This is a genomic window from Alteromonas sp. 5NW40-0090 (assembly GCF_057552975.1).
Genome location: NZ_BAAJLT010000007.1, coordinates 185,985 through 211,868 on the forward strand (window position 1 = coordinate 185,985; position 25,884 = coordinate 211,868).

Genomic DNA, 25,884 nt, shown 5'->3' on the forward strand with positions numbered 1-25,884 from the left:
GATATCATGACGACAGATCAGTTAAAAGAAGTTTTAGGCAACTACAAGTGGACACTGTTAGTGGCGCTTATTATGTTTGCGATGATTGGTTTCGGCTATAAGCTAGCGCGAATTATTGACGAAGGCGACAGCAAGAAAGTACAGGCTCAGCAGGAAACTATTGCCTTATTATCAGAAGAAAACAATGCGTTAACTACAAAAGTAAATCAGCTTGAAGTCGCCATGGAGCTTGCCACGCTCGAAACGGAGAGCATTACCAATACGTTAGGCGAACAGAAAAAAGAACGTGAGGCGCAACAAGAGTTACTGAGTTTCTATGAACGCGTCGTGGCGCCAGAGAAAACCGACGATGGCTTTGCTATTGAAGGGGTAGAGGTCTTTAAATTAAGCGAAAATACTTATCAACTCAGGTTGGTTTTACTGCAATCTAAACAGCAAAAAGCAGTGATAAATGGCAGTTTAGATATTGCCGTAGTCGGCGAGCGAAACGGTGAAGCGATCACGCTGAAATCGGGCGAATCGAGCCTGCTGGCAGAAGATATCAAATACCGCTTTCGCTTTTTCCAAGCCGTTAACGTAACTCTCACTATCGAGGAAGATATAAATCCCGAAACCATTAGTTTTTCTACAACGGTCTATCAGTACAAAACCCGTAAAGGCAACTATGAGATAAGCGTGCCGTGGAATGAAGCGCTTTCTGTCGAAATAGAGTAATCGCTGTGGGGCAGCGCTATCCTAGCCGTAAATTCAACCTTTTAACGCATCGAAAGCTCTATTCAAACAAATACCAGTAGCCATAACCCACAAGAAACGCAGGAATAGCAGAGTATACTGTGGCAATTAGCGCTGCTTTGGGGGAGAGCGCAATGGCGGGAAACAAGGCGTCGCCGTCATTACTTATTGCATTGCCAAGTTGTGCTGAAAACGGAACTGCGCCATTAAGGTATAAGCTCGTTACCAATATCTGCGGACCGCAACCAGGTAAGAACCCGATGATGATCGCCAAGCCAACTAAGCCGGGACCCATTGATTGAAGCAGCCCTGCAATGTCTAGCCCAAACCAGACAACAGACAGCTCGAACATAAGAAAAGCGAGTACTACCCATGCCAATACAAACTGTGTGTCTAATGCGGCTTTCTCTTGCCATTTAGGCGGAGGCGGAATTAAATCCTCTTTTGTAATCGAAGCGTATCCGCTTCCCGAACCACACAAAGACCATAGTCCAAGGCTCGAAATACATAACGCGGCGCCAATCAGCGTTAGGGTACTTTCACTGATAGCAAGGTAACTGTGTACGGGAAGTTGAAACGCCAAACCAAGCGCAATTGCCAACGAGGGTAAGCTCGCAATCATCCAGAATACTTTAGAAAGTGATATGGCTTTGTGGCTTACTGTTTTGGGTTTATCACAGTTTTGCGATTGTTGGAGCGCACCATCGGCTTCAGGAGCCTGATAATTATGAAATTTATTGACCACCAGCCCCGTCATTGCCCCCACCGTGACGCTGACGGCCATTACGGTTAAAGCATCTAACGGCGCTTGGGCGAGTAACAGAAAAGCGGCATCTCCCATAGTGCTGGTTAGCACTGCTACCACAGCTCCAAAGCTTGTAACACCTCGCGTGTACTGAGTGACAACGATAATAGCACCACCGCAGCCTGGCAGAGCACCAAGTAGGGCAGACAATCCTACCTCATGTACAGGGTGCGCTTTCATATAATTACCAATAGCTTCAGCTGAAACGCGCAACGTGGCAACGTAATAAAGCGCAAGCGATGCATATACAAACGCTGCCACTTGAAAAAATGCATCTGACAACACCGACAAGGTAACCGCACGGGTGCTGTTATAAGTAAGAAGAATGGCTATAAACAGCGGCATCAAAAGCCGTTTATTGGTTAAGTGAGGAAAAATCCCGTTTCTTAATAGGGCGCTAGTAAAAGAAGGTAAGTGCTTATACCGGACCACCGCCTTTGCGCTTTTTGATGTGTGAGACGCCGTATCCATTACAACTACACCCTCGACCTACTGTTATCCATGTTTAAGGCGTGCCGAGATACGCACGCCTAGTTTTCGCAACGCCTTAGCTCGAAAGCGTAACTGTGCCTTTCATGATGCCGATGTGACCAGGGAACGAGCAGAAAAACATGTATTCTTCATCTTTACTTAACCCTTCAACAGAAAAGGTCGTAGAAGTCTGTTCACCGCCGCCAATAATGTCAGTCGCGCCAATTACACGCTCATCGTCTGGCTTAACGTAATTGTTATCTAAACCCGCACTCATACCGTCTGTTGCCACTGCTTGTCCGTTGGCTTTTGTTGTCATCACCCAGTTATGGCCCATGGCTTGTTTAGGCAACTGACCTGTGTGCTTCAAAGTCACGGTAAACTCGCTACAACTCGCTGGGATAACAACGTTCGACGTATTGAATTGCATGGCATCGTTTGATTCCACAGTCACTTCGCATTCGTTAGCAAATGCACCAGAGGTCATAAGGAAAAGGGCTGTGCCACCAAGTAACTTCTTGATCATAAATAATGTCCTTTGAATTTGGTTAACTTCACCTGTCGGTGGAATTGGAAGATTCAATTTTCTTTACGAAAAAGAATAGCACTGGATCATTGTAAATGCTAACAATTATCATTTATATTAAGTGGTATGCAAAGAGATATATAAAGAACGCTCTTTTATGTTTACCGAGATTTTTTCTTTTTTCACGCACAAGGGGTGCACATGTCTTCGATACGAAATGCAGTTCAACACGTTCGATTTGGATACAACGACAATGAGCTTAACCCAACGCTTTTAAGAAATTATCTCGATGGTGTAACTTTCGTTGCCAACTTATTGCCAAGTGATAGAGACAAATTTTCTATCTATAAAAATGCGGTTGAGGTGCTTTATGAAACTCTGTGCGATCCGCTGGTAAGTCGGCAATGGCGGCATAGTTGTTTAGATCATTTGTACAAGCCGTTACTTAAAGCTGAGCGCTACGCGTGTAACGAGAGTGATCGAATTGCGCTTGCGAGAATAAAAATAGACATGAACACCAGAGAGCCTGTTGATCTTTGATGTACAGCAAAGGTCTGCATGCCCTAGTCACCATTTTTTATAAATCACTTACTAGGGCCTAGTTTTCTAATGCCACTAGCCCTAATAGGATTCTGATAAAAGCGTGACAACCACGCCGAAAAGCTAGCTATATCAACACAAGGATACGAGTCATGACAGCAACACGCACAGAACGCGACAGTATGGGCGAGCTACAGGTCCCCGAAAATGCACTCTACGGCGCGCAAACTCAGCGTGCCATTCAAAACTTCCCTGTAAGCGGGCAACGCATGCCCGAAGCCTTCGTACGCGCGTTGATTACAGTAAAAAAAGCCGCAGCACAAGCCAACATGAAACTCAAAGTGCTGGATAAAGATCGCGGCCAAGCCATAGTTAAAGCCTGTGATGAGCTGTTGGCACTTGATGATGTGATGCAGCATTTTCCCGTTGATATATTTCAGACTGGTTCAGGCACCAGCACAAACATGAACGCCAACGAGGTCATTGCTCGCTTAGCCTCTCGTTATTCCAGCGAAGAGGTTCATCCGAATGATCATGTAAATTACGGGCAAAGTTCAAATGATGTGATCCCTACCACCATTCACGTTAGCGCAGCTATTGCATTGTCAAATGAGCTTATACCGGCCGTTGAAAGTTTAATTCGCACTATTGAAGTTAAAGCAAAGTCGGTAGCGCAATACTGCAAAACCGGACGCACTCATCTCATGGATGCGATGCCTGTAGGCATGGATCAAAGCTTACTGGCTTGGGCTTCTCAGCTTAAGCAGCAGGTTAAAACCCTGCGCGCTGTGCAGCCTGCTATTCAAACCCTTGCCCAAGGAGGCACTGCGGTGGGAACAGGTGTAAACGCCCATGCGGATTTTGCTACGACATTTTCAGATGCACTAGGGGAGCTGACCGACATTGCGTTTAAGCCCGCTGACAATTTCTTTGCATTGATTGGCTCTCAAGACACAGCAGTGACGCTTTCCGGTGCGACAAAAAGTTTAGCCGTCACCCTTATGAAAATTGCTAATGACTTGCGCTGGATGAATTCTGGGCCTTTGGCTGGTTTAGGTGAGATTGCGCTGCCTGCGCTACAGCCAGGTTCATCAATTATGCCCGGCAAGGTAAACCCGGTTATTCCAGAAGCAGTGGCGATGGCTTCAGCACAGGTAATAGGTAACGATACGGCGATTACTGTAGGCGGGCAGTCTGGGAATTTTGAGTTAAATGTAATGCTACCTATGATTGCCAGCAATTTGCTTTCAAGTCTGTCGCTAATGACCAACAGTGCGACGCTAATCGGCGAGCAGGCGATCGAGGGCTTTACTGTAAATCGAGATAACATTGAAGCTGCGCTTTACAGAAATCCCGTGCTCGTCACTGCGCTCAACCCTGTTATTGGCTATGCTAAAGCCGCAGAAATAGCAAAAACCGCCTATAAAGAAAACAAGCCTGTTATTGATGTGGCTGAAGCGATGACAGATATCCCCAGAGGCGAGTTAGAATCACTACTAGACCCGAAAAAACTTACCACACCTTAAGCGCTGTGAGAAAACGAAGGTGATAAAAAGTGCGATCTACGATCGCACTTTTTATGGTGAAAGAGGCGTTTGTATACAAACAGGACGCACTAAAAACTCGCATAATATACGCTTGATTAAAAACTGCTCAACGATTGGCACGTTCTTGGCTTATTCAAGGGGTATTATCAGGGTAAAACGTGTTTTAACCGGTATACAGTTGCTGTATGCGAACGGGATTTTTGATACAGTGACACAATAAATAAATTGTATAGCTGCATAAGACAGCAACAGACACTAGCGCTAATAGGTTTTGCTTATTGTCATGGCTAATTGCTATGAGGAAAGTGACGCCTTTTCGGGAAGAAAAAATGACAGAAACTTGCTTTCGCATGAAGGGCACTACGCTCACCAGTATTGTGTTAGAAGTAATAGATTTTGAGCCAGATAATTTTGAAGCTCAGTTATCTCAGAAGGTCGCGAGCGCGCCGCAGTTCTTTACCCGTTCCTCACTGATTTTACATTTAATAAAGCCTTTATCTGCTACAGAGTTCGAGCTGCTGGTGGCGCTATGTCGTCGACTGCAGTTGCAGCCAATGGCCGTGAAAGGTGAGGTGGCAGAGCTGAAGCCTACCATCAATGATTTGGGGTTAGCAGATGTAAGCCAAAGCAAATTTACAGACAGCGCCCTTCGTTCGCACAAAGCGAATGGTAGTGAAAACAATAACGGAAGCGGCGAAAACCCTTCTCAAACCGCACAGCAAGATCAAACCGTTTCTGCGCCGCCAAAAAGTGAACCGGCTTCTGCAGCGGCAACCACGCTCAAACCTGCCAAAGTAATTAACCGTCCGGTACGTTCTGGTCAGCAAGTCTATGCCGAAGGCGGAGACTTGGTGGTAACGGCTTCTGTAAGCGAGGGGGCTGAGCTGCTTGCCGATGGTAATATTCATGTTTACGGCACATTGCGCGGCCGCGCGTTGGCAGGCGTAAAAGGCAATACGGGAGCCCGTGTATTTTGCCAGTCGTTAGACGCGGAACTTATTTCAATTGCAGGGCAATTCATTATGCACGAAACCGTGAAAGGTGAATGCTGGAAGAAACCTGCACAAGTATATTTAGAAGAAGAAACATTACGTATAGAGCCGTTGGCTTAATGCTTTGTACGCACTAATAGGAAAGAATAGATGGCAAAGATTATCGTAGTAACCTCAGGAAAAGGTGGTGTAGGCAAAACTACATCGAGTGCAGCAATAAGTACGGGACTTGCGTTAGCAGGCCATAAAACGGTAGTGATAGACTTCGATGTGGGCTTGCGAAACCTAGACCTTATCATGGGGTGTGAACGCCGCGTTGTTTACGATTTCGTAAACGTCATTAATAAAGAGGCCTCACTTAAACAGGCACTAATTAAAGACAAAAGAACGGAAAACCTTTTCATTCTTCCGGCATCACAAACTCGCGACAAAGACGCGCTTACCGTCGATGGTGTGCAGGCTGTATTAGACGAGCTTAAGAAAGACTTTGAGTTTATTATCTGTGATTCGCCAGCGGGGATTGAGCAAGGCGCACAGATGGCGTTGTATTTCGCTGATGAAGCCATTGTGGTTACTAACCCTGAAGTGTCGTCTGTACGTGATTCAGATCGTATTTTGGGTATTCTTCAAAGTAAATCGATGCGCGCAGAAAAGGGCGAACCGGTTAAAGAACACCTTTTATTAACCCGTTACAACCCAAGTCGTGTTGAAAGTGCTGAAATGCTAAGTGTTGCAGACGTTGAAGAAATTTTGGCGATTCCACTATTGGGTGTTATTCCAGAATCTGAATCGGTGCTGAAAGCATCTAACCAAGGTCAGCCGGTTATTCTTGACGAAGAAGCTAATGCAGGACAAGCTTATGCTGACGCTGTAAAACGTCTGCTAGGCGAAACTGTTCCACATCGTTTCCTAGAAGCAGAGAAGAAAGGGTTCTTTAAGCGTCTGCTAGGAGGGAAGTAATGGGAATTTTCGACCTGCTCAAAAAGAAGCAAAAGCCAAGCACCGCAGCGGTCGCCAAAGAGCGGTTACAAATTATTGTTGCGCATGAACGTAAAAAGCGGACAGAGCCTGATTACTTGCCAATGATGCAGCAGGAAATTATTCAGGTAATTCGCAAATACGTGACGATTGCCGACGATCAAGTATCAGTACAGCTAGACAATAACGATGATTGCAGCGTACTTGAATTGAACGTGACTTTGCCAGACAGCAATAGCTAAGGCTAAATCGCTTAATTAGTTATGGCTGCCTGCCAGCGTTCTTTCACCTTAGTCGCTCATTAGATCTTCATCGACATCTAGTTGCTTGGAGGCCAGCGCGATTAAACGCTCATCAAGTGGAGGCGGAGAGATATCTACGCCTTCACTGAGTTTGGCGATTACGGCGTCAAGTACGTTAACCCTTGCTTGCCACTTAAACTCTCCGTTAATTACATGCCATGGCGCATAATGCGTGTGGGTGTGTTTGAACATGTCATTTGTAGCTTCTACGTAGGCGTTTCGCATCTTGCGGTTATGCAAGTCTTCTTCGGTTAACTTCCAGCGCTTGAAAGGATTGTGCAGCCGCTCTTCAAACCGCTCCCGCTGTTCGCTTGACGAAATATGCATAAAGAGTTTGATAATGCGAACCCCGCTGTCACTGAGCGTTTTTTCAAATGCATTTATTTCGTCATAACCGCGCTGCCAAACCTCTTCATCAACCAACTTATCTACTCTTTCTACAAGCACTCTTCCGTAGTGTGAGCGGTCAAATATTTTAAGTGTGCCAGGGGAGGGGATGTGTTGCCAAAAGCGATAGAGAAAGTGTTTGTCCTGCTCTTCTTTTGCGGGCTTTGCCACAGGAAATACGCTCACGCCACGAGGGTCCAATTTCTCTGTTATACGCCTTATAGCGCCGCCTTTCCCTGACGCATCCCATCCTTCAAACACAATGAGTGCTCGTTTTTTCTGATGAAAGTAAGATTGCTGAACGTGAAAGAGTTTTTCTTGCTGTTTCACTAACGCGTCTTTGTATTCTTCTTTGCTCGTAAAGCGAGACTGTCCGAAATTGTCAAACAGCACTGGGGTGGAAGAAGGTAACTGGGAGTTATCGGTTGTACTCATATGCCGCTCCTTTATTCGTGTATCGTCAATATTTTAGATACGTTGACCACACTGCTATTTTCTATCTGTTAGTGTTAACTAGTTTACTTAACTTTTCTATCTCAACGTGTCACTTAAAAGAAATGCCGTCACTGTGCAGTTACTTGAATCGTTAAGTTTTGCCCCAATAATTGCTAACTATCCGCAAGTATTAGATAATTGCGACCAAGCACAAAGTGCGAAAGCACGAGGTTAATGTAGAGGTGGGTATGTCTGTAGAAACGGCGTTGCCAATTGAGTTTTCAGACGCTGCAGCAGCGAAAGTGAAAGCCCTTGTTTCAGAAGAAGAAAATCCTGATTTGAAATTACGTGTATACGTAACAGGTGGTGGTTGTTCAGGCTTCCAATATGGTTTCACATTCGATGAGAAAGTGAACGAAGGCGATATGACCATTGAAAAAGACAGCGTAACTATGGTTGTCGACCCGATGAGCTTACAATACTTGGTCGGTGGCATTGTCGATTATGTAGATGGTCTGGAAGGTTCACGGTTTTTAGTTCAAAACCCAAATGCCACGACGACCTGTGGCTGTGGTGCAAGCTTTAGCGTTTAAGGGCATGAGCTATACACTATTACGCTTTTTAGGCATTGAACGTTCAGCTTTGAGCGCTTGATGTTAATACGATAGGCATACATCGCATCATTTTGTATGCCTGTCGGTTGTCTTGTTCTCAACACTTCCTTTTATTTTCAAATTCCGGCTACACTGATTTCACAGAACGACTACGGTTTAGGACAGCGTTTATGAAATTATATGGCTCCACCACTTCTCCCTACGTGCGCCGCATTCGCATCGTACTTGCGTCTACAGAACATGAATTTCTTAATCTTCAAATTTTTTCAGGTGAAGATCGCGAGTTGCTCGCCTCTCGCAACCCTACGCTTAAAGTGCCTTGTCTTGAAGATGACGGCCAAATGATTTTCGACTCTCGCATTATTTATAACTACCTTGCCGATAAGCTTGATCACGAAGGGTTAAGTTGGGAAGAAGAGAATCAACTAACCCTGATTGATGCAGCTAACGACTCCTTTGTTCAGCTTATGCTGCTGAAACGTTCAGAATTTGATATTAGCGAAGACAAAATGTATTACCGTCTTCAAAACGAGCGAATTGAAGCTGTGTTAGATGCGCTGTCAAACCAGCTTGATGCGGGTGGATTTAGTGGCTGGACTTATCCCGAAATCTGTTTGTACAGCATGATTGACTGGGTACTTTTCCGTGAGCTATACAGTATGAAGGATTATTCTCAGCTGTTATCGTTTCATGAAAAGCACCATGATCGCATTGAGGTAACGGCAACTGACCCTAGAATTTAACCGTCATACAGACAGGCTGTATTTTAGCCTTGAGTGGATGACGAGATGTGCTATTTAAACCCTAATAGCCCTTTGCAAAATCAAACTGGTAATTAAGCGATTCACCGTTGATGTAACGCAGCGCATTCTCTAAAAACACATCGGCTACGTCGCTTGGTTGAGATTCCGCGGCAGTATGAGCCGTCACCGAAATACGAGGGTGCTGCCAAAATGGATGAGCGGAGTCGAGTGGCTCGTTACGAAAGACGTCCAATGCTGCATGGGCCAATGCGCCGTTGTCTAAAGCTTCCAAGAGCGCATCGTCGTCAACTGCACTGCCTCGCCCTGCGTTAATAAATACACTGTGGGGTTTCAGCGCACTAAAAAATTCGTGAGAAAGCATGTTTTGCGTAAAAGGCGTGTCGGGCATTAAATTCACCACGTGGTCACATGCACTGGCAAAGGCTTCTATAGTATCGGGTGTATAGACAGCATCTGCACCTTCCACTGCTTGCCCACTTCGGGTTAAACCCACAACGCTCATTCCAAATGCGTGAGCAACGGGGATCAATGCTTGCCCAATACTGCCCAGTCCAGCAATGCCAAGCGTTTGTCCATTTAGCGGCATTCGCTTTGATGCTTCCCAAATTGGCTGAGCGGCACGCTGGTTTTGCTCAAAAGCCTTTACGTTTCTGGCATGCCCAAGCAAGTAAGCAAAAACATATTCCCGCATTAGCTTACCAAAAATTCCCTTTAATCCGGTAAGTATGTAGTTCTTTCTATCGGCATTTAGAAGGGGAGCATTGCCTGCCCAGCTAGACTGACACCAGGTGAGTGCTGAACATGTATCAATAATTCGAGACGCAAGGTCGGGGTCTGCAAGCAGTACCGTAACGGTTTCTGAATTTACATCTTCGGGGCATTGAGTAATTTGTTTAAGCGTTAAAAGCGGGAGACCATCAGCGCCTATGAAGTCGTTGTTATCTGCTATTCTTTGGCGAATCGCTTCGGCAATATCATTCGCCTCATCGCTTAAAATAGTCAGTTCAATCCTCTTTGAACTCCTTGCTGTCATTCGCTTAACACTCCTAAAGTAAACTTTTCTTTCCTCTGTCTGACTGCACAATCGTAATGCTGGTTGTTCTAAAAATGTGATTTAAGTTTTACATTTTTGTAAACAGTATTGGTGTCATGTACATGCACCTGAAGTCAATTTGCAACGGAATCGCTATGCAGTCAGAAAACAAATTCCAAAACTCAACAGATGTTGATGTAATGCACGCCAAGGTGCTTTCACCTAAGCGTAACACGACCCAAGCCGAAACAACGCAGGCTTTAGTTGAGGAACAATTATCTCATTTCGGTATTAGTGCACAAAGCGACTACGGTAAGGCACTCGCCAACACCGCTCATCACTTATATGGTGCTCAAGCCAGCGTCATGCAGCTATGGGATATTACGAGTAATACGCTACAAGGACTTGATAAAGAAGACAGACTGGCTTATTTCAACGCTAAAAAGTTTCTGTCTTTTCAAATTGCCAAGATACTGGACACGTTGCAAAATCCATTTCGTGCCACGTACCAAAGTTTGTCGAGTGGCAATGGCTCGCAAGGGCACTATCCACTGTTCGACAATGTCACGGCACTTTTTTCTGCAACACCGGTGGTGGTAAGAACAGCGACTTATGTGTATGCCTGTACTGAATGGGTCGACGACGCGTTTCAAGGCAAAGAATTTACTCACCAAATTTATTCACGTCTTTTAAACCCAACGAATATTTCCCTTGCTAACGCCATTGTGGATATGGAAGCGGGTCCTTACGCTGCCGAATATCTAGCTTGGAACTTCAACTCGGGCATGGCTGCCATTGATGCGTGTTTATCAAATGTTCTTAGTCATGGCGATGTACTGATTGTTTCGAGGAACGTGTACGGCGGAGTGTACCAGCTACTTCATGATTATTTCGCCCGCAGCAACCGAATGGACATACAGATTGCGTGGTTTGACGGTTATGACGCACAGAGCTTTGCAGAGTTCATGCAGCAAACTAAAACTGAACATGCGTCGCGCTTAAGCAATGGTGCGAAAATGCACGTGTATTTAGAGTCGCCTTGTAACCCACATGGTTACGTATTGGATGTGCCTGGGATCTGTGAATTAGCGCATGCACAAGATGCGTTGGTAATGTTGGACTCCACCCTTGCTACACCTGTACTGCATCAGCCACTTCAGCATAAAAACAAAGCTGCACGACCTGACTATGTGATCCACAGCTACACCAAAGATTTGTGTGGCAGCGGTGCTACCACAGCAGGCGTAGTTATTGGCGAAGGGCACCGCATGTTCCAGCCAAAAGGCAGTTCAGCAAATGGTGTTGATTGGTCACAGACCATGTTTTGGGATGTGTACTACATTAAAGGCGCGTTCTTAGATTCTGAAAAGGCCTTTGATGTACTAAACGGCATGAAGACCCTAGAGCAGCGTATGATGACCAAGGTCATCAATACCCAAGTGTTTACTGCATTTTTGAATGCTCACGACCAAATTCGCGTTAACTGTCACGCACTGCCTGAACACAGTAATGCCGGGTTGCGCGAGAAGCAGCATACACACGGCTGGCCGTGTACCTTATTCACTGTTGATATGGCGCCGGCAAACCTGCCTCGCGACGTTTTTGTGCGATTTTTTGATGCTCTAGAGCCTGCATTCAGCCACCAAGTGAGTATTGGCCAGAATAATACGATAATTTTATGCCCGGCGCTGACGTCTCATTCGGAACTCAGTACCGAAGAGCAGAAGAAAGCCGGCATAGAACTGACGACTATGCGTATCGCCATGGGTACCGACAACGTTAAGCAGCTCATTGCCCACTTTATGCTAGCCGCCAAACATTTTATCGAGCCTCATGTTCCAGGATTTTGTGAGAAGTTTATGGCAAATGCCGACATCGACAATCTGTATTTGACGGTAAGTGAAAGAGTAAGTTCACAGCACTTTGGCAGCAAGGCCAGTATGGATTCACTGATGAAAGGTGCATAGGTTCATTTTTTAGCTCAAGAAGTTGCTTTGAGCTGTCGATAAAAAATATTGAGGATGTTCTCCTTCTCCCGGGCCTTTCCTTACGCGGGCTCGGGATTTTTTATTTATAGCAAAGGTAAATGACGCTAGTGCGCCTAACTTTTGTTATAAGGTAAGATAGACACAGATCTTTAACGTCAAAGAATATCTAAGGCAGCCTTATGCACGAGTTTAAAATTGATGTAACGCTAGATGCATCATTGCCCTTTGTTTTTGCGGCATTTCACGAGCCTGAATATCTTAGTGAGTGGTTTGCGCCGGGCGATTGTTCGGTCACACAAATCATGAGTGATTTCAAGGAAGGCGGTCGCTATCGCATAAAGATGATGGATCCCAGCGGTATTGAAATGTCATTAACTGGTGAGTACGTGACTATTTTAGCGAACGAGCAGCTGTCGTTCTCTTGGGCGTGGGAAGATGATATGGAAGAGTCGGTGATGACATCAGTCGACATTCACTTCGAACAGACTGAAGAGGGGAATGTAAGGTTGGTTCTCATTCAGCAAGGCTTTGTAAATAAGCAAGAATGCGATCAGCACAACTACGCGTGGATGTCGTGCCTAGAAAAACTTGCCGTATTAGCCGCTAAGAAAAAGTCGTTTAACTAAGGCCATATTTAAATAGTGAGAACGCGTCAGCATTACGCATCGTGTTAATTCAAATAACGCTTTTGAAAAGGGCAGAGCGCAAGGCTCTGCCCAAAGACAATCAAGTCAGCGAAGTCATCGCGTCTTTCCCGCTCTTCTCGCGGTAGGTTTCAAAATCGTTGTAGCCTTCAACACCACCTCCGTACCATGACGATGGATCGTCAAAGGACTCGAGAGGGTAATTATGCTTAAATCGTGTCGGAAGATCTGGATTCGTGATCCAAGGTCTTCCAAACGCAATCATGTCACCATCGCCATCAGATAAACGTTTCTCGGCTTCTTCTTTGGTGTAGCCACAGTTTCCAATGATCATACCGTCGAATAGCGCTCTAAATTCAGCAAGGGTCATGGCTTCGCCTCGTTCATGGAAGCCAAAGGCCAAGCCATCCATTACGTGTAAATAACCTATCTCCAATTTGTTTAGCTGTTGGGCAACAAAGGTAAAGGTTTCACGAAAATCATCGGCCCCCATATCGTTAAATACACCGTTTGGCGATAATCTCACGCCAACGTGCTCCTTATCCCACACGCTCAATACTGCGTCCATCACCTCGGCCAAAAAGCGGTAGCGGTTATCGACACTACCACCATAATTATCGGTGCGCTGATTGCTGCGGCTATCCAAAAATTGATTGATGAGATAGCCATTTGCCGCATGAACTTCCACACCGTCGAATCCGGCTGCCTTGGCGTTAATGGCCGCTTTTTTGTAGTCTTGTACTGTGCGTTTTATATCGTCAAAGGTCATCGTCTTCGGCACTTCGTAGGGCTTCTTGCCTTTAGGCGTGTGAATTTCATCCCCTTCAATTTTTATTGCTGATGCCGACAGGGGCAAATTTCCATTGTGGAAGTCGCTGTGTGATGCGCGCCCAGTATGCCATAGCTGCAAAACGATTTTTCCCCCTGCCTCGTGCACTCTATTAACCACCGAGCGCCAGCCCTCGACCATGTCGTCGGTATAAATTCCGGGGGTATCAACCCAGCCAATGCCTTCTTCTGAAATAGCCGTTGCTTCAGTAATAATGAGCCCTGCATCTGCGCGTTGTACATAGTGATCGCCCATAATTTTATTGGGTATGCGATCGGCGCCAGCTCTACCTCTCGTCATAGGGGCTAATACCATGCGGTTTTGCAATGTATTCTCTGCCCATTTAAACGAGCTAAAAAGTACTGAGTCTGTCATTGTTATTCCTTATTCAACGTAGAATAGATTGATGTTGAAGCGCTAAGCGTATTGGTGCTCACAACGCTATAAGACAGTAGTGAATACAGGGATAGCGAGAAGTTGGATTGGTAGAAAGTTGCCCTTGAAACTAATTAAACACAACGGCAGGGAGTGACATCGGTTTTAAAAAAAGCGCCCGAAGGCGCTGTGAAGTGTATTGCAGGGAGATTTAAAGTATCAAAGCCGCTAGGTTTACGTCGAACCTTAGGCCCAGAACAATCGCATCATCAAGTGCCAAGACTCGGTCGCGCTGTGCGAATTGGTCGGGGTTGATAATGTAGTGAACGTTCGGCTGAATTCTTACGTGGTCGTTGAGTTGATAACCATAACTTAGCTCTAACATGGTTTGGCTGCTTGCTGGTGTACCAACCCCGCCGTTTATGCTTCTTAATATACGCTGATCCTCTAGCGCTTCGTCACTGTACTGTTGACGGGTAAATACGAAGCCAAGGGTATCGTCAGGGCGTGAGGTCAGTGTGCCTCGCAATACAAAGCCCGCTTTTATATAGTAGTCTTCAATCAGCTCGCCCGATGTACCGGTTAGCACTGCACCGAATAGTGTTAACCCTTCTTTCGTTAGTGGGTTAGGACGAGTAACAGTTTGCTCAAAACGTGCGAATATTCCCGAGCGACCGTTTCTAACAGCGTAATCATTGCCTGACTGCGCCGCATAGTTGCCCTCCTCATCAAAGACTGGGTCGGTGTAGTCTGCGCCATCGTACCAACCGCCAATTTCATAGCGTCTTGGAAGTTCGTCATTGTCCCACGTAGTTTGATATCCCAGAGTGAAGGGCACAACAACACCTGTAGCCTCATTAGTCGCCCAATCGAAGCCGTGATCGCCTAAGTCTTGATGACTGGTGTTATCTTCATAAACGCCGGTATGAAAATATGTTTTTGGCGAAAGCCAGTATTTCGCATGGCCACCCCAACTCGAAACCGGCCACCAAGTAAAGTTACTGGTTCTAAATACAAAGGTTGGGTTCCCACAAGCAGCATTGGTTTGAAAGTACTGACAAAGTTCAGAGCCTAAAAAGCTAATATTCGCTACTGTACGGCCACCTTCTAGTTCTAAATCGCCACCTAAAAACGAGGAAGAAATCGTAAACCGTGCAAGACGGGTATTTTGGCCACCAAAGATTTCTTGTACGGACGTACTGTTCCCAATGTAATGCTCGGCCAAGTTTTTGCCGTGTCGGTTTGTCATGGCAATATGGATTTTGGTGTCTTTCCAGCCCGCTAGCGTATTTAAATCTAATTCCCCTCCTACAAAGAGCTGACCCGCATAGGCACTGCCTCTGCGGTCACCACCGTCAATATTAGTGGCTGACTCACCCGTATAACTTGCTTGAAAGTCAAACGCGTCTTGGAACTTAGTTTGTGATGCTGACGCAGTGGCGACAACAATGGCGGTGCTTGCGAGGAGCGCTGTTTGCAAGCCGGTCTTACATCCAGAAAAGCGACGGGTAACTGTAGGTGTTTTCATCATTATTCTCTCAATTAAAAATGTTTATCAATCACAGCTTGCTACGAATATGTGACTGATGACATCTACGCATTTGTTGCTAACTCCTTGTTGAAGCTAGATAAATCGCAGCTGGCTAACGTTACAACGCGTTAACATATGCTTGTTTTGAACGAAATTTAACTAACCTTTGATATTAAATCAACCTTGTTTATTTATTTAATTTTCAAAATTTGTGTGTTTTTCGTTAACGGAACGGTGATGGAATAACGATATTTCCAAGTGGGCAGTAGTCTTTCGTTATTATCTTGTATTTTATTTAAGTTATTGAATTAAAAGTTCTTTTAATCTCAATTGCAATCGGTTTGAAAATAGTCCGGTGGTTTTTGTTAACGGTTTTCTACATATAAAGTCTAATTTTCAGTGCAATTTGTAATAAATAAATCAAATTGATTTATTGACAGGGGTAAAGAGCAATGCTTAAATTGGTTAACTAATTTTTTACAAGCGAAAGGCCGTTCTTATGAAAAACAACGCCCCTTTGGTTTCCAAAGACACATTGATTCCCTTTGTATTGTTAACGATTTGCTTTGCTGCATGGGGTGTGGCTGCGAACATGACAGACCCTTTGGTAAAGGTATTTAGTAAAATATTTACCATGTCGTCTTTGCAATCGGCATTGGTTCAATTTGCCTACTATGGCGCGTATTTTTGCTTAGCCATTCCTGCTGCTTTTATCAACAAGCGCTTTTCTTATAAAACAGGTGTATTGACCGGACTAGGCTGTGCGGCCGCGGGGGCATTTCTGTTTTATCCAGCCAGTCAAACCATGACTTACGGTTTTTTCCTTGCAGCACTTTTTGTATTGGCTGGTGGGTTATCCATCCTGGAAACGTCGGCGAACCCTTACGTTATGGCGATGGGAAATCAAAAAAGCGCGACACGCCGTTTAAATCTAGCTCAAGCATTTAACCCCGTTGGTACTAATTTAGGTGTGTTTTTGGCTGCAACGCTTATATTGCCAAACCTAAATCAGGCATCTGCACAAGAGCGTGCCGCCATGTCGGTAAGCGAGCTTAAAAACGTGATAGGGGCTGAGCTTGATGCGGTAATGCTTCCTTATGTAGGTATGGCATGTGTACTCGTTTTGGTTTGGGTTGCTATCTTCCTAATTAAAGCGCCAATTCAAGAGTCGGTTGAGTCTAGTGTGGAAGACGTTAAGTTGGGCGCTTCGCTTAAGCGGTTGGTAGCCAACAAGCATTATCGGTTTGGCGTATTGGCTCAGTTTTTTAATGTCGGAGCACAAACGTGCGTGTGGACCTTCACCATCCAATATGCAATGAAAGCGACAGGTGGCAACGAAGTGAGTGGTGGTGAAATTTTACAATACAGCATGATTGTATTTCTAATTTCTCGCTTCGTGATGACGTGGGTTATGCAGTATCTCTATCCAGCTAGACTGCTAATGATCATGTCACTGATTGCCATGGCGCTATGTATCTTCATGACACAGTCGCCTAATTTAGCAGGCGTGATCGCATTGGTATCTATCTCTGCCTGTTTGTCATTAATGTTTCCAACGATTTACGGCATTGCGCTTGAAGGTCTGGGGGAAGACACTAAGCTAGGCGCAGCAGGCCTTGTAATGGCCATTCTTGGTGGAGCTATTATGCCGCTGTTCCAAGCCGCCATTATTGATAGCGCAGGTGTTGTTGTGTCATATATTGTTCCAGCTATTTGCTTCTTGCTTGTAGGTGGCTATGGCTACTTCGACATGCGCGCCAAAAAGAGCAGCGCTAAGCCTCAGCCCGATATAGACGCAGATGCCCTTAAAAAGATGGAAATGGGAATAGCTAAATAGTATTTCTTCAGAAACGTCTACGGGGCCAGTGATTTTATCACTGGCCCTTTTTTGTATATTGAATACGTTATGTATTCCACTTTTTTGAGGAATGCACTCAATTAGTTAACAGCATTTTTTCACCGTATTTTCATCAGTTTAGTGCATGTTGAATATAACTGATTTTTCCCCTTGTATAACGCAGAACACCTGCTAACGCATAAACAGCAATCGTATAATTCACCCCTGACAATTTGGGAGTAAAACGTATGCTGGACTATGTGCTCATTGGCATAGCGGTAATGGCATTATTGGGTGTGGTATTTGAAGAAGTGCTACACGTGAATAAAGCCAAAACCACATTATTTTTCGGAACATTCGCATGGATCCTTCTTTTCATAGATGCGAATAGGGGCCCTCACCTAGCAGAGCTCAATGAACACCTCATAGAAAACATAAGCGAAATATCCACACTCTGGTTATTCCTTTTAGCGGCAATGACTTTCGTTGCTTACCTTAACCGCAAAGGCATGATTGAAAACATGTTAAACATTATCATGCCGCAAAAAATAACCCTCAAAAAACTCATATTCTTTACCGCTATTTTTAGTTTTTGCTTCTCCTCGCTAGCTGACAACATCACAGCGACCTTGGTGTCTATTGCCATGGTTTTATCCTTGGGTTTGCCCTTTAACCAAACCATGCGATTTGCCGTGCTAGTGGTATTTGCGGTGAACTCTGGGGGCGTGTCGCTAATAACCGGGGATGTCACCACTCTTATGATTTTCTTGGATAATAAGGTCACTATAACTCAGCTGCTCTTACTCATTATTCCTTCACTCACAGCAGTACTATTTCTAGCGTTACTGCTGAGTATAGGTATGAAGGGGGAGGTTAAAATTAAAAAAACACGCCATGAACTTAGGCCAGTTGATTACGTAATTGCGGGAATATTCCTGTCCACTATTGTACTGACGTTAATTGCCAATGTGCTTTTTGCTATTCCACCTATGCTTTCGTTTTTGGCGGGTATGGCGGTTATGTTTTTAGTGGCAACCTTCATGGGAGAAGAAAAATATGATGATCCTATCTTGGACTATATTCGCCTAATAGAATTCGACACGCTTCTGTTTTTCCTTGGGGTGTTGCTGCTTGTCGGTATGCTCGATCACATTGACGCATTGGGCGCACTTTTACATGTATATAGCGTAATGCCTTCAACAGGGGCCAACTTTGTGATGGGGGTGTTGTCTTCCATGATAGATAATGTGCCATTAACTGCTGCGTTGTTAAAAGCGGACATTGCCATGTCGACAGCTGAGTGGATGGCGTTCACGTATGCAGTAGGAGTGGGGGGCTCGTTACTTATTATTGGCTCATCAGCAGGTATTGTTACCATGAGTAAGGTTAAGGGCCTGACGTTCGCCAAATACGGCAAGTTCGTGTTGCTTCTTCTTGCAGCGTATAGCGTGGGTTACGCGCTGGTATTGGTAATGGCGAATTTGTTTGTTACGGCAAGTTAATTAGTGACGTTGCTTTTATAAACAGAACCAATAAAGTGTCTGAGGGCGATAGCCTGTCGCCCTTACGCTTTTTTATATAACGCTCCGAGTACTGTGGCTTTTGAAGCCCCTGTCACTGCAGGCACATTGCCTGGAATATCATTCATATAAGCGTGTGCAAACCACGCAAATGCTGCGCCTTCAACGTGCTGTGGATGGATGCCCAGAGCATGGCTGTCTGTTACTACATAATCGCTTAATGCATTGCTCAGGTTATGCATTAATGCTTTATTGAATGCGCCACCGCCACACACTATAACTTCGCTTTTTGCGCCTTCATGATTGGTTTTAGGGAAATGCTTCACAATTTCCTGAGCGATAGTGCTACCTGTTAGCGAAAGTAAGGTAGCTTGCACGTCTTTAGGGGCTAAATTATTGTTCTTTTCTTCGCTTTGTAGTTCTGCACTAAAGGGGAAGTAATCGGCAAGCGCATTACTTAACCAATTGATATTGAAATACTCTCTGCCAGTACTTTTAGGCGCAGGCAAAGCGAAGTAATCATCCAGTAAGAGCCTGTCTAACAAACCTGAGTGACAATGCCCTGACGCCGCCCATGCTCCGTCTTTATCAAAGCTTTTATTTAAATGAAGGCTTATCCACTGATCCATCAAGGTGTTACCTGGTCCGGTATCAAACCCTTTGGGTGGTGAAGCTTCTCGTTTTGGCGCAAGCAGTGAAACGTTTGCTATGCCGCCAATGTTAACGAGTGCCCGGTGTTTATCATCACTGGCAAATACTGCATTGTGAAAAGCGGGTACTAAGGGAGCTCCCTGACCACCAAGCGCAATATCTTTGCGCCTAAAGTCAGCAATAACATCAATGCCAGTAAGAACAGCGATGGTATTAGGATCGCCTATCTGACAGGTGAAGCCGCGTATGGATGATTCTGCAAAGTGTGCTGACAATACATCGGAGTTCGGGTGATGACGTACGGTTTGGCCGTGCGAGCCAATAGCCGTAATATCCGAGGGACGTAGGTTGCTCTTCTCAAGCAGCGCTAAGGTGACCTTTGCAAAGGTTTCAGCAACCAGTCGATCAGCGATGGCTAAACTATTGAGCTCGTCTGGACCTTCACTACAAAGTGCATTCAGTGCAGTAAGTAATTCGGCAGAATAAGGAATTGAATGGGCGGCGAGGGTGGTGCAAGACGTTTGCGAGATGTCGCACAGGACGGCGTCGACGCCGTCCATGCTAGTACCTGACATCAGGCCAATATATTTTGCCATTTAGTCGTCGCTATTTCATTGCAAGCATAATGCGCTTGTTATTATCTAGCTGCTCTTGGCGTATTGCGGCAATTTCCATAAACCTTTCTTTCTCTTCCTTAGCAATAGGAAGCGCCTTCGGTAGCTCAACCGTACGAGGATTTCGGTGAACACCATCCACTAAGAACTCGTAGTGAAGATGGGCGCCAGTAACCATTCCTGAACTACCTAAATAGCCCACGGTTTGGCCTTGCTTTACCGTATCTCCTACCTTAACTGCACGCTTTTTAAAGTGAAGATATTTGGTCGTGTATTTCTCGCCATGCTGAATGAATACATGGTGACCGTTATATTTATCGTATCCCGCTTTAATTACCTTACCGTCACCCGCAGCCATAATTGGCGTACCAACCGCAGCAACGTAATCTGTACCGCGGTGCGCTTTCCAACGCTTTTGCACGGGGTGGAAGCGAGCTTTTGTGAAGTTAGAGCTTACATATCTAAAATTCACCGGAGCACGTAAGAAGCTCTTACGCATACTGCGCCCTTCAGGCGTGTAGTATGTGCCATCTTCGTGAAGAATAGCGCTAAAATGCTCGCCTTGGTTGGTAAACTCCGCTGCAACGATGTCGCCGTAACCGACAAATTCACCGTCGATGTATTGCTCTTCGAATACTACGTTGAACGTATCGCCAGAACGGATCTCAATGGCAAAGTCGATATCCCAGCCGAAAATACCCGCCAAATTCATAATTTGGTTGCTGGTTAAGCCTGCATCACTGGCGGCGTTCCAAAAGCTTGAGTGGATTTCACCTTGGGCGAAGTTGTAGCGAATGTCTACATCTCGCTTTTCAAGCTCAGCGGTTAAGGCGCTGTTCTCATCCGACGATTCTGGACGTACAAACAGGGTTTCAGTCGAAGACAATTTGTACTTTAGCTCGCCGAAGCTGCCGTCTTTATTCGCCTTAAACGATAGTTCATCGCCGGGCAATAAAGTAACCAGCGTTTTTGTTAGCTCTCCTGCCTGCGTTACGTTATATACGTCACGCGAAGAGAAGCCAGCACGCTTAAACAGCTTTGCTAATGTATCGCCACTGCGCACCTTGTACGTCTGCCATGAAAATTCTTCTTCACCAGAAAATACGTTGGTTGACGGCGCAATATGAAGCTCCACCGGATAGCGGACACCCGCATCCAGAATGTGTGCTTCTTGATGGCGACTGGCTTCTACTGGTTCACTTGGAAAAAGAATAAGCCCACCCAGAAATAAGCTAGCTACTGCTAACCCAGTTCTGTGCTGTTTCGGTAATTTTTTAAATAAATTGAGCGCTTTAGAAGCGTCTAATTTCTTTCTCATACTACTGCCCACCTGAGAAATGTTATGTGCACAACACTATTTCACATACGTTGCTTAAAAATGCAACTTTTCTCATTATATTGTTAGCGCAAATTGTTACACCCAATAGCTCTTATCATGAAGGCTATTTCTTGAGTTTACTGAATACAGTCCCCGTTAATTCAGCACTCTAATTCCACGTTAAAAGCTGTTGGGTTTAACAACATGACTGTTTGTAATCCGTTTTTTGACGCGCAAACCTTTTAATGGTTCCGTTGTACGCGTAAAATGCCCGCCAATATTGAATATACAGTTTTTTTAAGAGTGTGACGTACAAATGAAAGATTGGCAAACAGCGCTAGCTGAGATTAAACGGGGCGTTGATGAAATTCTCCCCGAAGAGGATTTAATTGAAAAACTAAAATCCGGCAAAACCCTAACTATCAAAGCGGGTTTTGATCCAACTGCGCCTGATCTGCATCTTGGTCACACTGTGTTGATCAACAAGTTGCGTACATTCCAGCAACTAGGCCACAAAGTTGTTTTTCTTATTGGCGATTTTACTGGCCTAATTGGCGATCCTACAGGTAAAAATGTAACACGCAAGCCTTTAAGTAAAGAACAGGTATTAGAGAACGCGAAAACGTATCAAGAACAGGTGTTCAAGATCCTTGATGAAGATAAAACGGAAATACGTTTTAACTCAGAGTGGATGGATGGCCTCGGCGCAGCAGGCATGATTAAACTTGCGGCTAGTCAGACCGTTGCACGTATGCTTGAGCGTGACGACTTTAAAAAGCGTTATAACAACGGTCAGCCAATTGCTATTCATGAGTTCCTGTACCCGTTGGTGCAAGGTTGGGATTCTGTTGCGTTAGAGTCAGACGTTGAATTAGGTGGTACAGACCAACGCTTTAACTTACTAATGGGTCGTGAACTTCAAAAAGAACAAGGCCAAAAGCAGCAATCTATTGTAATGGTTCCGCTTCTAGAAGGTCTAGACGGCGTTCAGAAGATGTCTAAGTCTTTGAACAACTACATTGGTATTACAGATGCGCCAAACGATATGTTTGGTAAAGTGATGTCTATTTCTGATGATTTGATGTGGCGTTACTATGATCTTCTAAGCTTCCGACCGCTAGAAGAGATTGCTGAACTTAAATCTCGTGTTGCTAACGGTGAAAACCCACGTGATATCAAAATCATGCTGGCGAAAGAAATTATTGCACGCTTCCATGACGACGCAGCGGCAGAAGGCGCGCATCAGGACTTTATTCAACGATTCCAGAAAAATGCTATCCCTGACGATATGCCTGAGCTTGAAATTGCATTAAGCGATGAGGGTATTGCCATTGGTAATTTGTTGAAAGAAGCTAACCTTGTAGGTTCGACTTCAGATGCTATGCGCATGATTAAGCAAGGCGCAGTTAAAATTAACGGCGATAAAGTGGAAGACACCCGCTTAGTAATCACCGAAAAAGGTGAAAATGTGTATCAGGTGGGTAAACGCAAGTTTGCGCGTATTACACTAGCCTAATGTTTTTCTGATAGTTTTTGAAAGCCCGCTTAATTTAGCGGGCTTTTTTTTGCCTGAAATAAGAGTATTAAAGGGTGGTAGGGCGATTATTTTTTAAAAGGCTCTAATTACTCATACAAAGTTGAGCTACAAGCCAAATTTAAAAGTGGGGATATTGGCTTTAACGTTTATAAATTATTGTCGCTAAAGGATTTTTTGTTTTTTTTTACTTTTTTTTGAAAAAGTTTGTCAGGTTTTTGCAATTGCTATCGTCTATAGGGGAAAAATCAATCAATGAACCCAACTGTACGATAAGCAGTTAACGCGTAGCAGGCTGGGATGAAACAACAGTGAAACTTAATACTAACGCTTACGCAATGCAAAGGATAAAAACATGACAACGGTAACTTCAACTCGTGCAACATACCATCAAGCTAACAAGAGTCTTCCTGCGAAGGAAGCGTTCACATGGCTGAAAGAGGGGTGGCAGCTTTTTATAAAAGCACCTTTCAAATTATTGGGGCTTTCTTTTGTTACTTTATTTGCCGCGGGGCTCATTCAAGCGCTAGCAGGGCCAATTGGCTTAGGCATATCGAAATGGGTAGGTCCGCTTCTGGCTACCGTAATGTGGTTGGCCATTGCCAACTTAGCAGAAAATAACAAGCTGAGATTGTCGGGCGGTACCCTGCGCTCATGGACAAATGTCGCTTTGTGGAGTTTGACCGGGCCAGTAATCGCGTGGATCCAATTTCAAATTGGCGCTATGTTAATGGGCGCAGATTCAGTGGCGGCGTTAGCAAATGGTGTTGTAGTAGATGTATCCGCTTGGAAGGTCGGGCTAATGATGGGCTCGGCAACACCAATAAATTTACTGCTTTTATTTGTACCTATGTTGCTTATTTTAAAACATCGCTCAATCCCAGCATCTTTTACAAATAGTATTGCTGCAGTAGTGGGCGCTTATAAGCCGATGTTGATAATAGGTGCCCTGATTTTCTTAACAGTTGCACTTGCGCCCTATACTTTCGCATTGTCGGGATTAGTGTTTGGCCCTATTGTTTCATGTATGTGCTTTGTTGCTTACCAGCGCTTATTTCGCTAATCAGCTAGGAAGCGTAATTCAACTGCTCGTTTAAAGCGTGGAATTAAAAAATAATAAAAATGGAAATGCAGTGAAAGAAACCATTCAAATAGAAAAACTGCTTAGTGAATACGCGCCGCTCATGGCGCGTATTGCGGCAACATTTGAGGCTAATAAATCACTTCAAGATGAGCTGATACAAGAAATGTCACTGGCGGTTTGGCGCGCTTTTGAAGGAGCCTCAAAAGACAGTGATAGCGGCTTTCGCGGTGAGGCAAGTGTGAAAACGTTTGTGGCCAAAGTCGCGCACAACAAGGCGGTTGATCACGTGATTAAAGAGCAGCGGCGTCAAGAGTTTACCCATGACGGTGAGTTTGATTCTTCTCATGCAACTAGCACCAGCTCATCTCGAGATGCCACGTTACAAGAGAATGCAATGGATCTTTTGACCGGCTTACGTCAACTAGAAATAAAGTACAGACAGGTGCTGGCTTTGTTATTAGAAGGTTTCAGTCAGCTGGAAATAGCCAATATGTTAGGTATCAAAGAGAGTGCCGTCGCTAAGCGAGTAAGCCGCGCCCGCCAACAGCTAACGCAGATAATGGAGCAACAGCCTTGAGCGATAACAAAAAAGCCTTGAGCGAAGATAAAAAAGCCTTGAGCGAAGATAAAAAAGCCTTGAGCGAAGATAAAAAAGCCCTGAGCGATAATAAAAGAGCCTTGAGCAAAGAAAAATTAAGTATGGCCGATAACAGCACGCAAATGAACGAATTAGATAAGCAACTCGCTCAGTGGCAAAGTGCCTACATGAATGCAACCCCTTCAGTAGATACAGATTCGCTGATTAAAGAAACCAAGAGCGCAAGATTTAAACTTAAACTAAAAGGTGTCGTTGATTTGGTGCTCGGGCTAGCGGTTTCTGTGTGGTGTTTAACTTTGGTGTTGTTCGAGCCACTTAGCGCGAATCAAATTTTGCTTTTCATGGTACTTACACCTATTCCTGTCGCCTTCGGGGCATGGGGATACTGGGTAAGGCAAAAACAGTGGAAGGTCCAGGCGTTAGACGTTCAGTCAATGTTGGCGTTTAAACAAAACCAATTAAAACAACAATTACATTACTGGAAAATTAGCCTCTATGGATGCTTAGCTTTGTGGTGTGGACTGCTGGCACTCGCCGTCTTTAATGTACTGATGTTTAATGCCTTCAAGCTGTGGGGAACACAGCTTTTGATAAACAGTGTGGTCGTTTTTATCGTATACCGCAGGTACAAAAAGCTAGCGGCAGACTTGCCGGCGGCGCTGGCGAAAATAGACGACATGAAATAGTTAATGCCGGTCCGCATAAACAATTACTCATTCAGCGAGAGTTAAAATGTTCGTAATCGCAGCGAGTTACCGCAGGTATAAAAGCTGTAGTTTCCCCTTTATAACTCAAGGATAGGAGCGAAGCCCCCATAAATAAGGCGCTTACCGTCGAAAGGCATGGGGTTTTCGTTTTCCTGCATTCTTGGATCTTCCATCACCTTTTTCCATGCGGTATCACGTACTTCTTTTGATGGCCAAAACGCAATTGAAAACACCACGGTTTCATTTTCTTTGGCTTTAACAGCCATCGGGAAAGACGTGACTTCCCCTTCAGGGACATCGTCACCCCAAGCTTCAAGTATTTTAGTCGCACCATACTCTTTAAAAATATCGCCGGCGAGTTTGGCGTGCTCAATGTATAACGCTTTATTTTCAGTGGGAACGGCTACAGCAAAGGCATCGATATATGACATGAGAAGGCTCCGTCAAAGAAGATATGACTAAGTTAGCCTAAATTGTAGCCAGTTTGCAATGCTCAACATTAAGGGGTATCGAAAATCGTAAACATTT

The 25,884-nt window shown here is 44.8% G+C and carries 25 protein-coding genes; 16 read left to right on the plus strand and 9 right to left on the minus strand.

The annotated features are described in order from the left end of the window. The first annotated feature begins 6 nt into the window (after positions 1-6). Positions 7-714, plus strand: coding sequence for a DUF6776 family protein (locus AC27KT_RS10600; RefSeq protein ID WP_487129755.1), 708 nt, complete (start codon positions 7-9; stop codon positions 712-714). 58 nt (positions 715-772) lie between these two features. On the opposite strand, the gene AC27KT_RS10605 is transcribed toward AC27KT_RS10600, so the two are convergent. Both AC27KT_RS10605 and azu read right to left on the minus strand, forming a co-directional pair. Next, on the minus strand, positions 773-2,008 hold the full coding sequence (locus AC27KT_RS10605) for a putative manganese transporter (RefSeq protein ID WP_487129757.1): 1,236 nt from the start codon (positions 2,006-2,008) through the stop codon (positions 773-775). 76 nt (positions 2,009-2,084) lie between these two features. Beyond that, positions 2,085-2,534, minus strand: coding sequence for an azurin (azu, locus tag AC27KT_RS10610; protein ID WP_487129759.1), 450 nt, complete (start codon positions 2,532-2,534; stop codon positions 2,085-2,087). Between the two features lie 201 nt (positions 2,535-2,735). Here azu and AC27KT_RS10615 point away from each other — a divergent pair, with 201 nt between their 5' ends. The 5 genes from AC27KT_RS10615 (at position 2,736) to minE (ending at position 6,833) form a co-directional block, all read left to right on the plus strand. Beyond that, complete coding sequence (locus AC27KT_RS10615; protein ID WP_487129761.1) at positions 2,736-3,074, plus strand: hypothetical protein; 339 nt, start codon at positions 2,736-2,738, stop codon at positions 3,072-3,074. Positions 3,075-3,226: 152 nt separating this feature from the next. Continuing rightward, the gene (locus AC27KT_RS10620; RefSeq protein ID WP_487129763.1) at positions 3,227-4,600 is read left to right on the plus strand and encodes a class II fumarate hydratase; all 1,374 of its coding nucleotides are present in this window, start codon (positions 3,227-3,229) and stop codon (positions 4,598-4,600) included. 350 nt (positions 4,601-4,950) lie between these two features. Next, the gene (minC, locus tag AC27KT_RS10625; RefSeq protein WP_487129765.1) at positions 4,951-5,733 is read left to right on the plus strand and encodes a septum site-determining protein MinC; all 783 of its coding nucleotides are present in this window, start codon (positions 4,951-4,953) and stop codon (positions 5,731-5,733) included. A 30-nt stretch (positions 5,734-5,763) separates the two neighbouring features. After that, positions 5,764-6,573 carry a septum site-determining protein MinD gene (gene minD, locus AC27KT_RS10630; protein WP_014977272.1) on the plus strand — a complete coding sequence of 270 codons (810 nt, stop codon included), beginning with the start codon at positions 5,764-5,766 and terminating at the stop codon, positions 6,571-6,573. Then, positions 6,573-6,833 carry a cell division topological specificity factor MinE gene (minE, locus tag AC27KT_RS10635; protein WP_334050310.1) on the plus strand — a complete coding sequence of 87 codons (261 nt, stop codon included), beginning with the start codon at positions 6,573-6,575 and terminating at the stop codon, positions 6,831-6,833. Before minD ends, minE begins: the two co-directional genes overlap by 1 nt. A gap of 48 nt (positions 6,834-6,881) precedes the next feature. On the opposite strand, the gene AC27KT_RS10640 is transcribed toward minE, so the two are convergent. Next, positions 6,882-7,715, minus strand: coding sequence for a polyphosphate kinase 2 family protein (locus tag AC27KT_RS10640; protein ID WP_487129768.1), 834 nt, complete (start codon positions 7,713-7,715; stop codon positions 6,882-6,884). Between the two features lie 248 nt (positions 7,716-7,963). Between AC27KT_RS10640 and erpA the strand changes: the two genes are divergently transcribed. Next, positions 7,964-8,308 carry an iron-sulfur cluster insertion protein ErpA gene (erpA, locus tag AC27KT_RS10645; RefSeq protein WP_014950570.1) on the plus strand — a complete coding sequence of 115 codons (345 nt, stop codon included), beginning with the start codon at positions 7,964-7,966 and terminating at the stop codon, positions 8,306-8,308. A gap of 191 nt (positions 8,309-8,499) precedes the next feature. Continuing rightward, entirely contained in the window at positions 8,500-9,072 is a 573-nt protein-coding gene (locus AC27KT_RS10650; RefSeq protein ID WP_487129770.1) for a glutathione S-transferase family protein, read from the plus strand. Positions 9,073-9,133: 61 nt separating this feature from the next. Here the strand turns inward: AC27KT_RS10650 and AC27KT_RS10655 are convergent, their stop codons facing one another. Continuing rightward, on the minus strand, positions 9,134-10,126 hold the full coding sequence (locus AC27KT_RS10655; protein ID WP_487129772.1) for a D-2-hydroxyacid dehydrogenase: 993 nt from the start codon (positions 10,124-10,126) through the stop codon (positions 9,134-9,136). 155 nt (positions 10,127-10,281) lie between these two features. On the opposite strand from AC27KT_RS10655, the gene AC27KT_RS10660 reads away from it, so the two are divergent. Both AC27KT_RS10660 and AC27KT_RS10665 read left to right on the plus strand, forming a co-directional pair. Next, a complete protein-coding gene (locus AC27KT_RS10660; protein WP_487129774.1) occupies positions 10,282-12,093 on the plus strand; it encodes a trans-sulfuration enzyme family protein in 1,812 nt (603 codons plus the stop codon). A gap of 200 nt (positions 12,094-12,293) precedes the next feature. Continuing rightward, a complete protein-coding gene (locus tag AC27KT_RS10665) occupies positions 12,294-12,740 on the plus strand; it encodes an SRPBCC family protein (RefSeq protein WP_487129776.1) in 447 nt (148 codons plus the stop codon). A gap of 100 nt (positions 12,741-12,840) precedes the next feature. On the opposite strand, the gene AC27KT_RS10670 is transcribed toward AC27KT_RS10665, so the two are convergent. Then, entirely contained in the window at positions 12,841-13,962 is a 1,122-nt protein-coding gene (locus tag AC27KT_RS10670; protein WP_487129778.1) for an alkene reductase, read from the minus strand. A gap of 211 nt (positions 13,963-14,173) precedes the next feature. After that, positions 14,174-15,493 (minus strand): carbohydrate porin, encoded by a 1,320-nt coding sequence (locus AC27KT_RS10675; protein WP_487129780.1) that lies wholly within the window; start codon positions 15,491-15,493, stop codon positions 14,174-14,176. Between the two features lie 499 nt (positions 15,494-15,992). On the opposite strand from AC27KT_RS10675, the gene fucP reads away from it, so the two are divergent. Then, positions 15,993-17,330: an L-fucose:H+ symporter permease gene (gene fucP / locus AC27KT_RS10680; RefSeq protein WP_487129782.1), complete on the plus strand. Its 1,338-nt coding sequence runs from the start codon at positions 15,993-15,995 to the stop codon at positions 17,328-17,330. Between the two features lie 248 nt (positions 17,331-17,578). Then, positions 17,579-18,832 carry a sodium:proton antiporter NhaD gene (gene nhaD / locus AC27KT_RS10685; protein ID WP_487129784.1) on the plus strand — a complete coding sequence of 418 codons (1,254 nt, stop codon included), beginning with the start codon at positions 17,579-17,581 and terminating at the stop codon, positions 18,830-18,832. 62 nt (positions 18,833-18,894) lie between these two features. On the opposite strand, the gene AC27KT_RS10690 is transcribed toward nhaD, so the two are convergent. Continuing rightward, the gene (locus AC27KT_RS10690; RefSeq protein ID WP_487129786.1) at positions 18,895-20,097 is read right to left on the minus strand and encodes an anhydro-N-acetylmuramic acid kinase; all 1,203 of its coding nucleotides are present in this window, start codon (positions 20,095-20,097) and stop codon (positions 18,895-18,897) included. Between the two features lie 10 nt (positions 20,098-20,107). Continuing rightward, a complete protein-coding gene (locus AC27KT_RS10695; RefSeq protein ID WP_487129788.1) occupies positions 20,108-21,433 on the minus strand; it encodes an OapA family protein in 1,326 nt (441 codons plus the stop codon). A 316-nt stretch (positions 21,434-21,749) separates the two neighbouring features. Here AC27KT_RS10695 and tyrS point away from each other — a divergent pair, with 316 nt between their 5' ends. The 4 genes from tyrS (at position 21,750) to AC27KT_RS10715 (ending at position 25,335) form a co-directional block, all read left to right on the plus strand. Further along, on the plus strand, positions 21,750-22,949 hold the full coding sequence (tyrS, locus tag AC27KT_RS10700; RefSeq protein WP_487129790.1) for a tyrosine--tRNA ligase: 1,200 nt from the start codon (positions 21,750-21,752) through the stop codon (positions 22,947-22,949). A gap of 373 nt (positions 22,950-23,322) precedes the next feature. Continuing rightward, a complete protein-coding gene (locus tag AC27KT_RS10705; protein ID WP_487129792.1) occupies positions 23,323-24,030 on the plus strand; it encodes a hypothetical protein in 708 nt (235 codons plus the stop codon). A gap of 70 nt (positions 24,031-24,100) precedes the next feature. Then, positions 24,101-24,628: an RNA polymerase sigma factor gene (locus AC27KT_RS10710; protein ID WP_487129794.1), complete on the plus strand. Its 528-nt coding sequence runs from the start codon at positions 24,101-24,103 to the stop codon at positions 24,626-24,628. Continuing rightward, positions 24,625-25,335, plus strand: a complete 711-nt coding sequence (locus AC27KT_RS10715) for a hypothetical protein (protein WP_487129796.1) — start codon at positions 24,625-24,627, stop codon at positions 25,333-25,335. Before AC27KT_RS10710 ends, AC27KT_RS10715 begins: the two co-directional genes overlap by 4 nt. A gap of 98 nt (positions 25,336-25,433) precedes the next feature. On the opposite strand, the gene AC27KT_RS10720 is transcribed toward AC27KT_RS10715, so the two are convergent. Further along, complete coding sequence (locus tag AC27KT_RS10720) at positions 25,434-25,787, minus strand: DUF1428 domain-containing protein (RefSeq protein ID WP_014980153.1); 354 nt, start codon at positions 25,785-25,787, stop codon at positions 25,434-25,436. Positions 25,788-25,884: the final 97 nt, after the last annotated feature.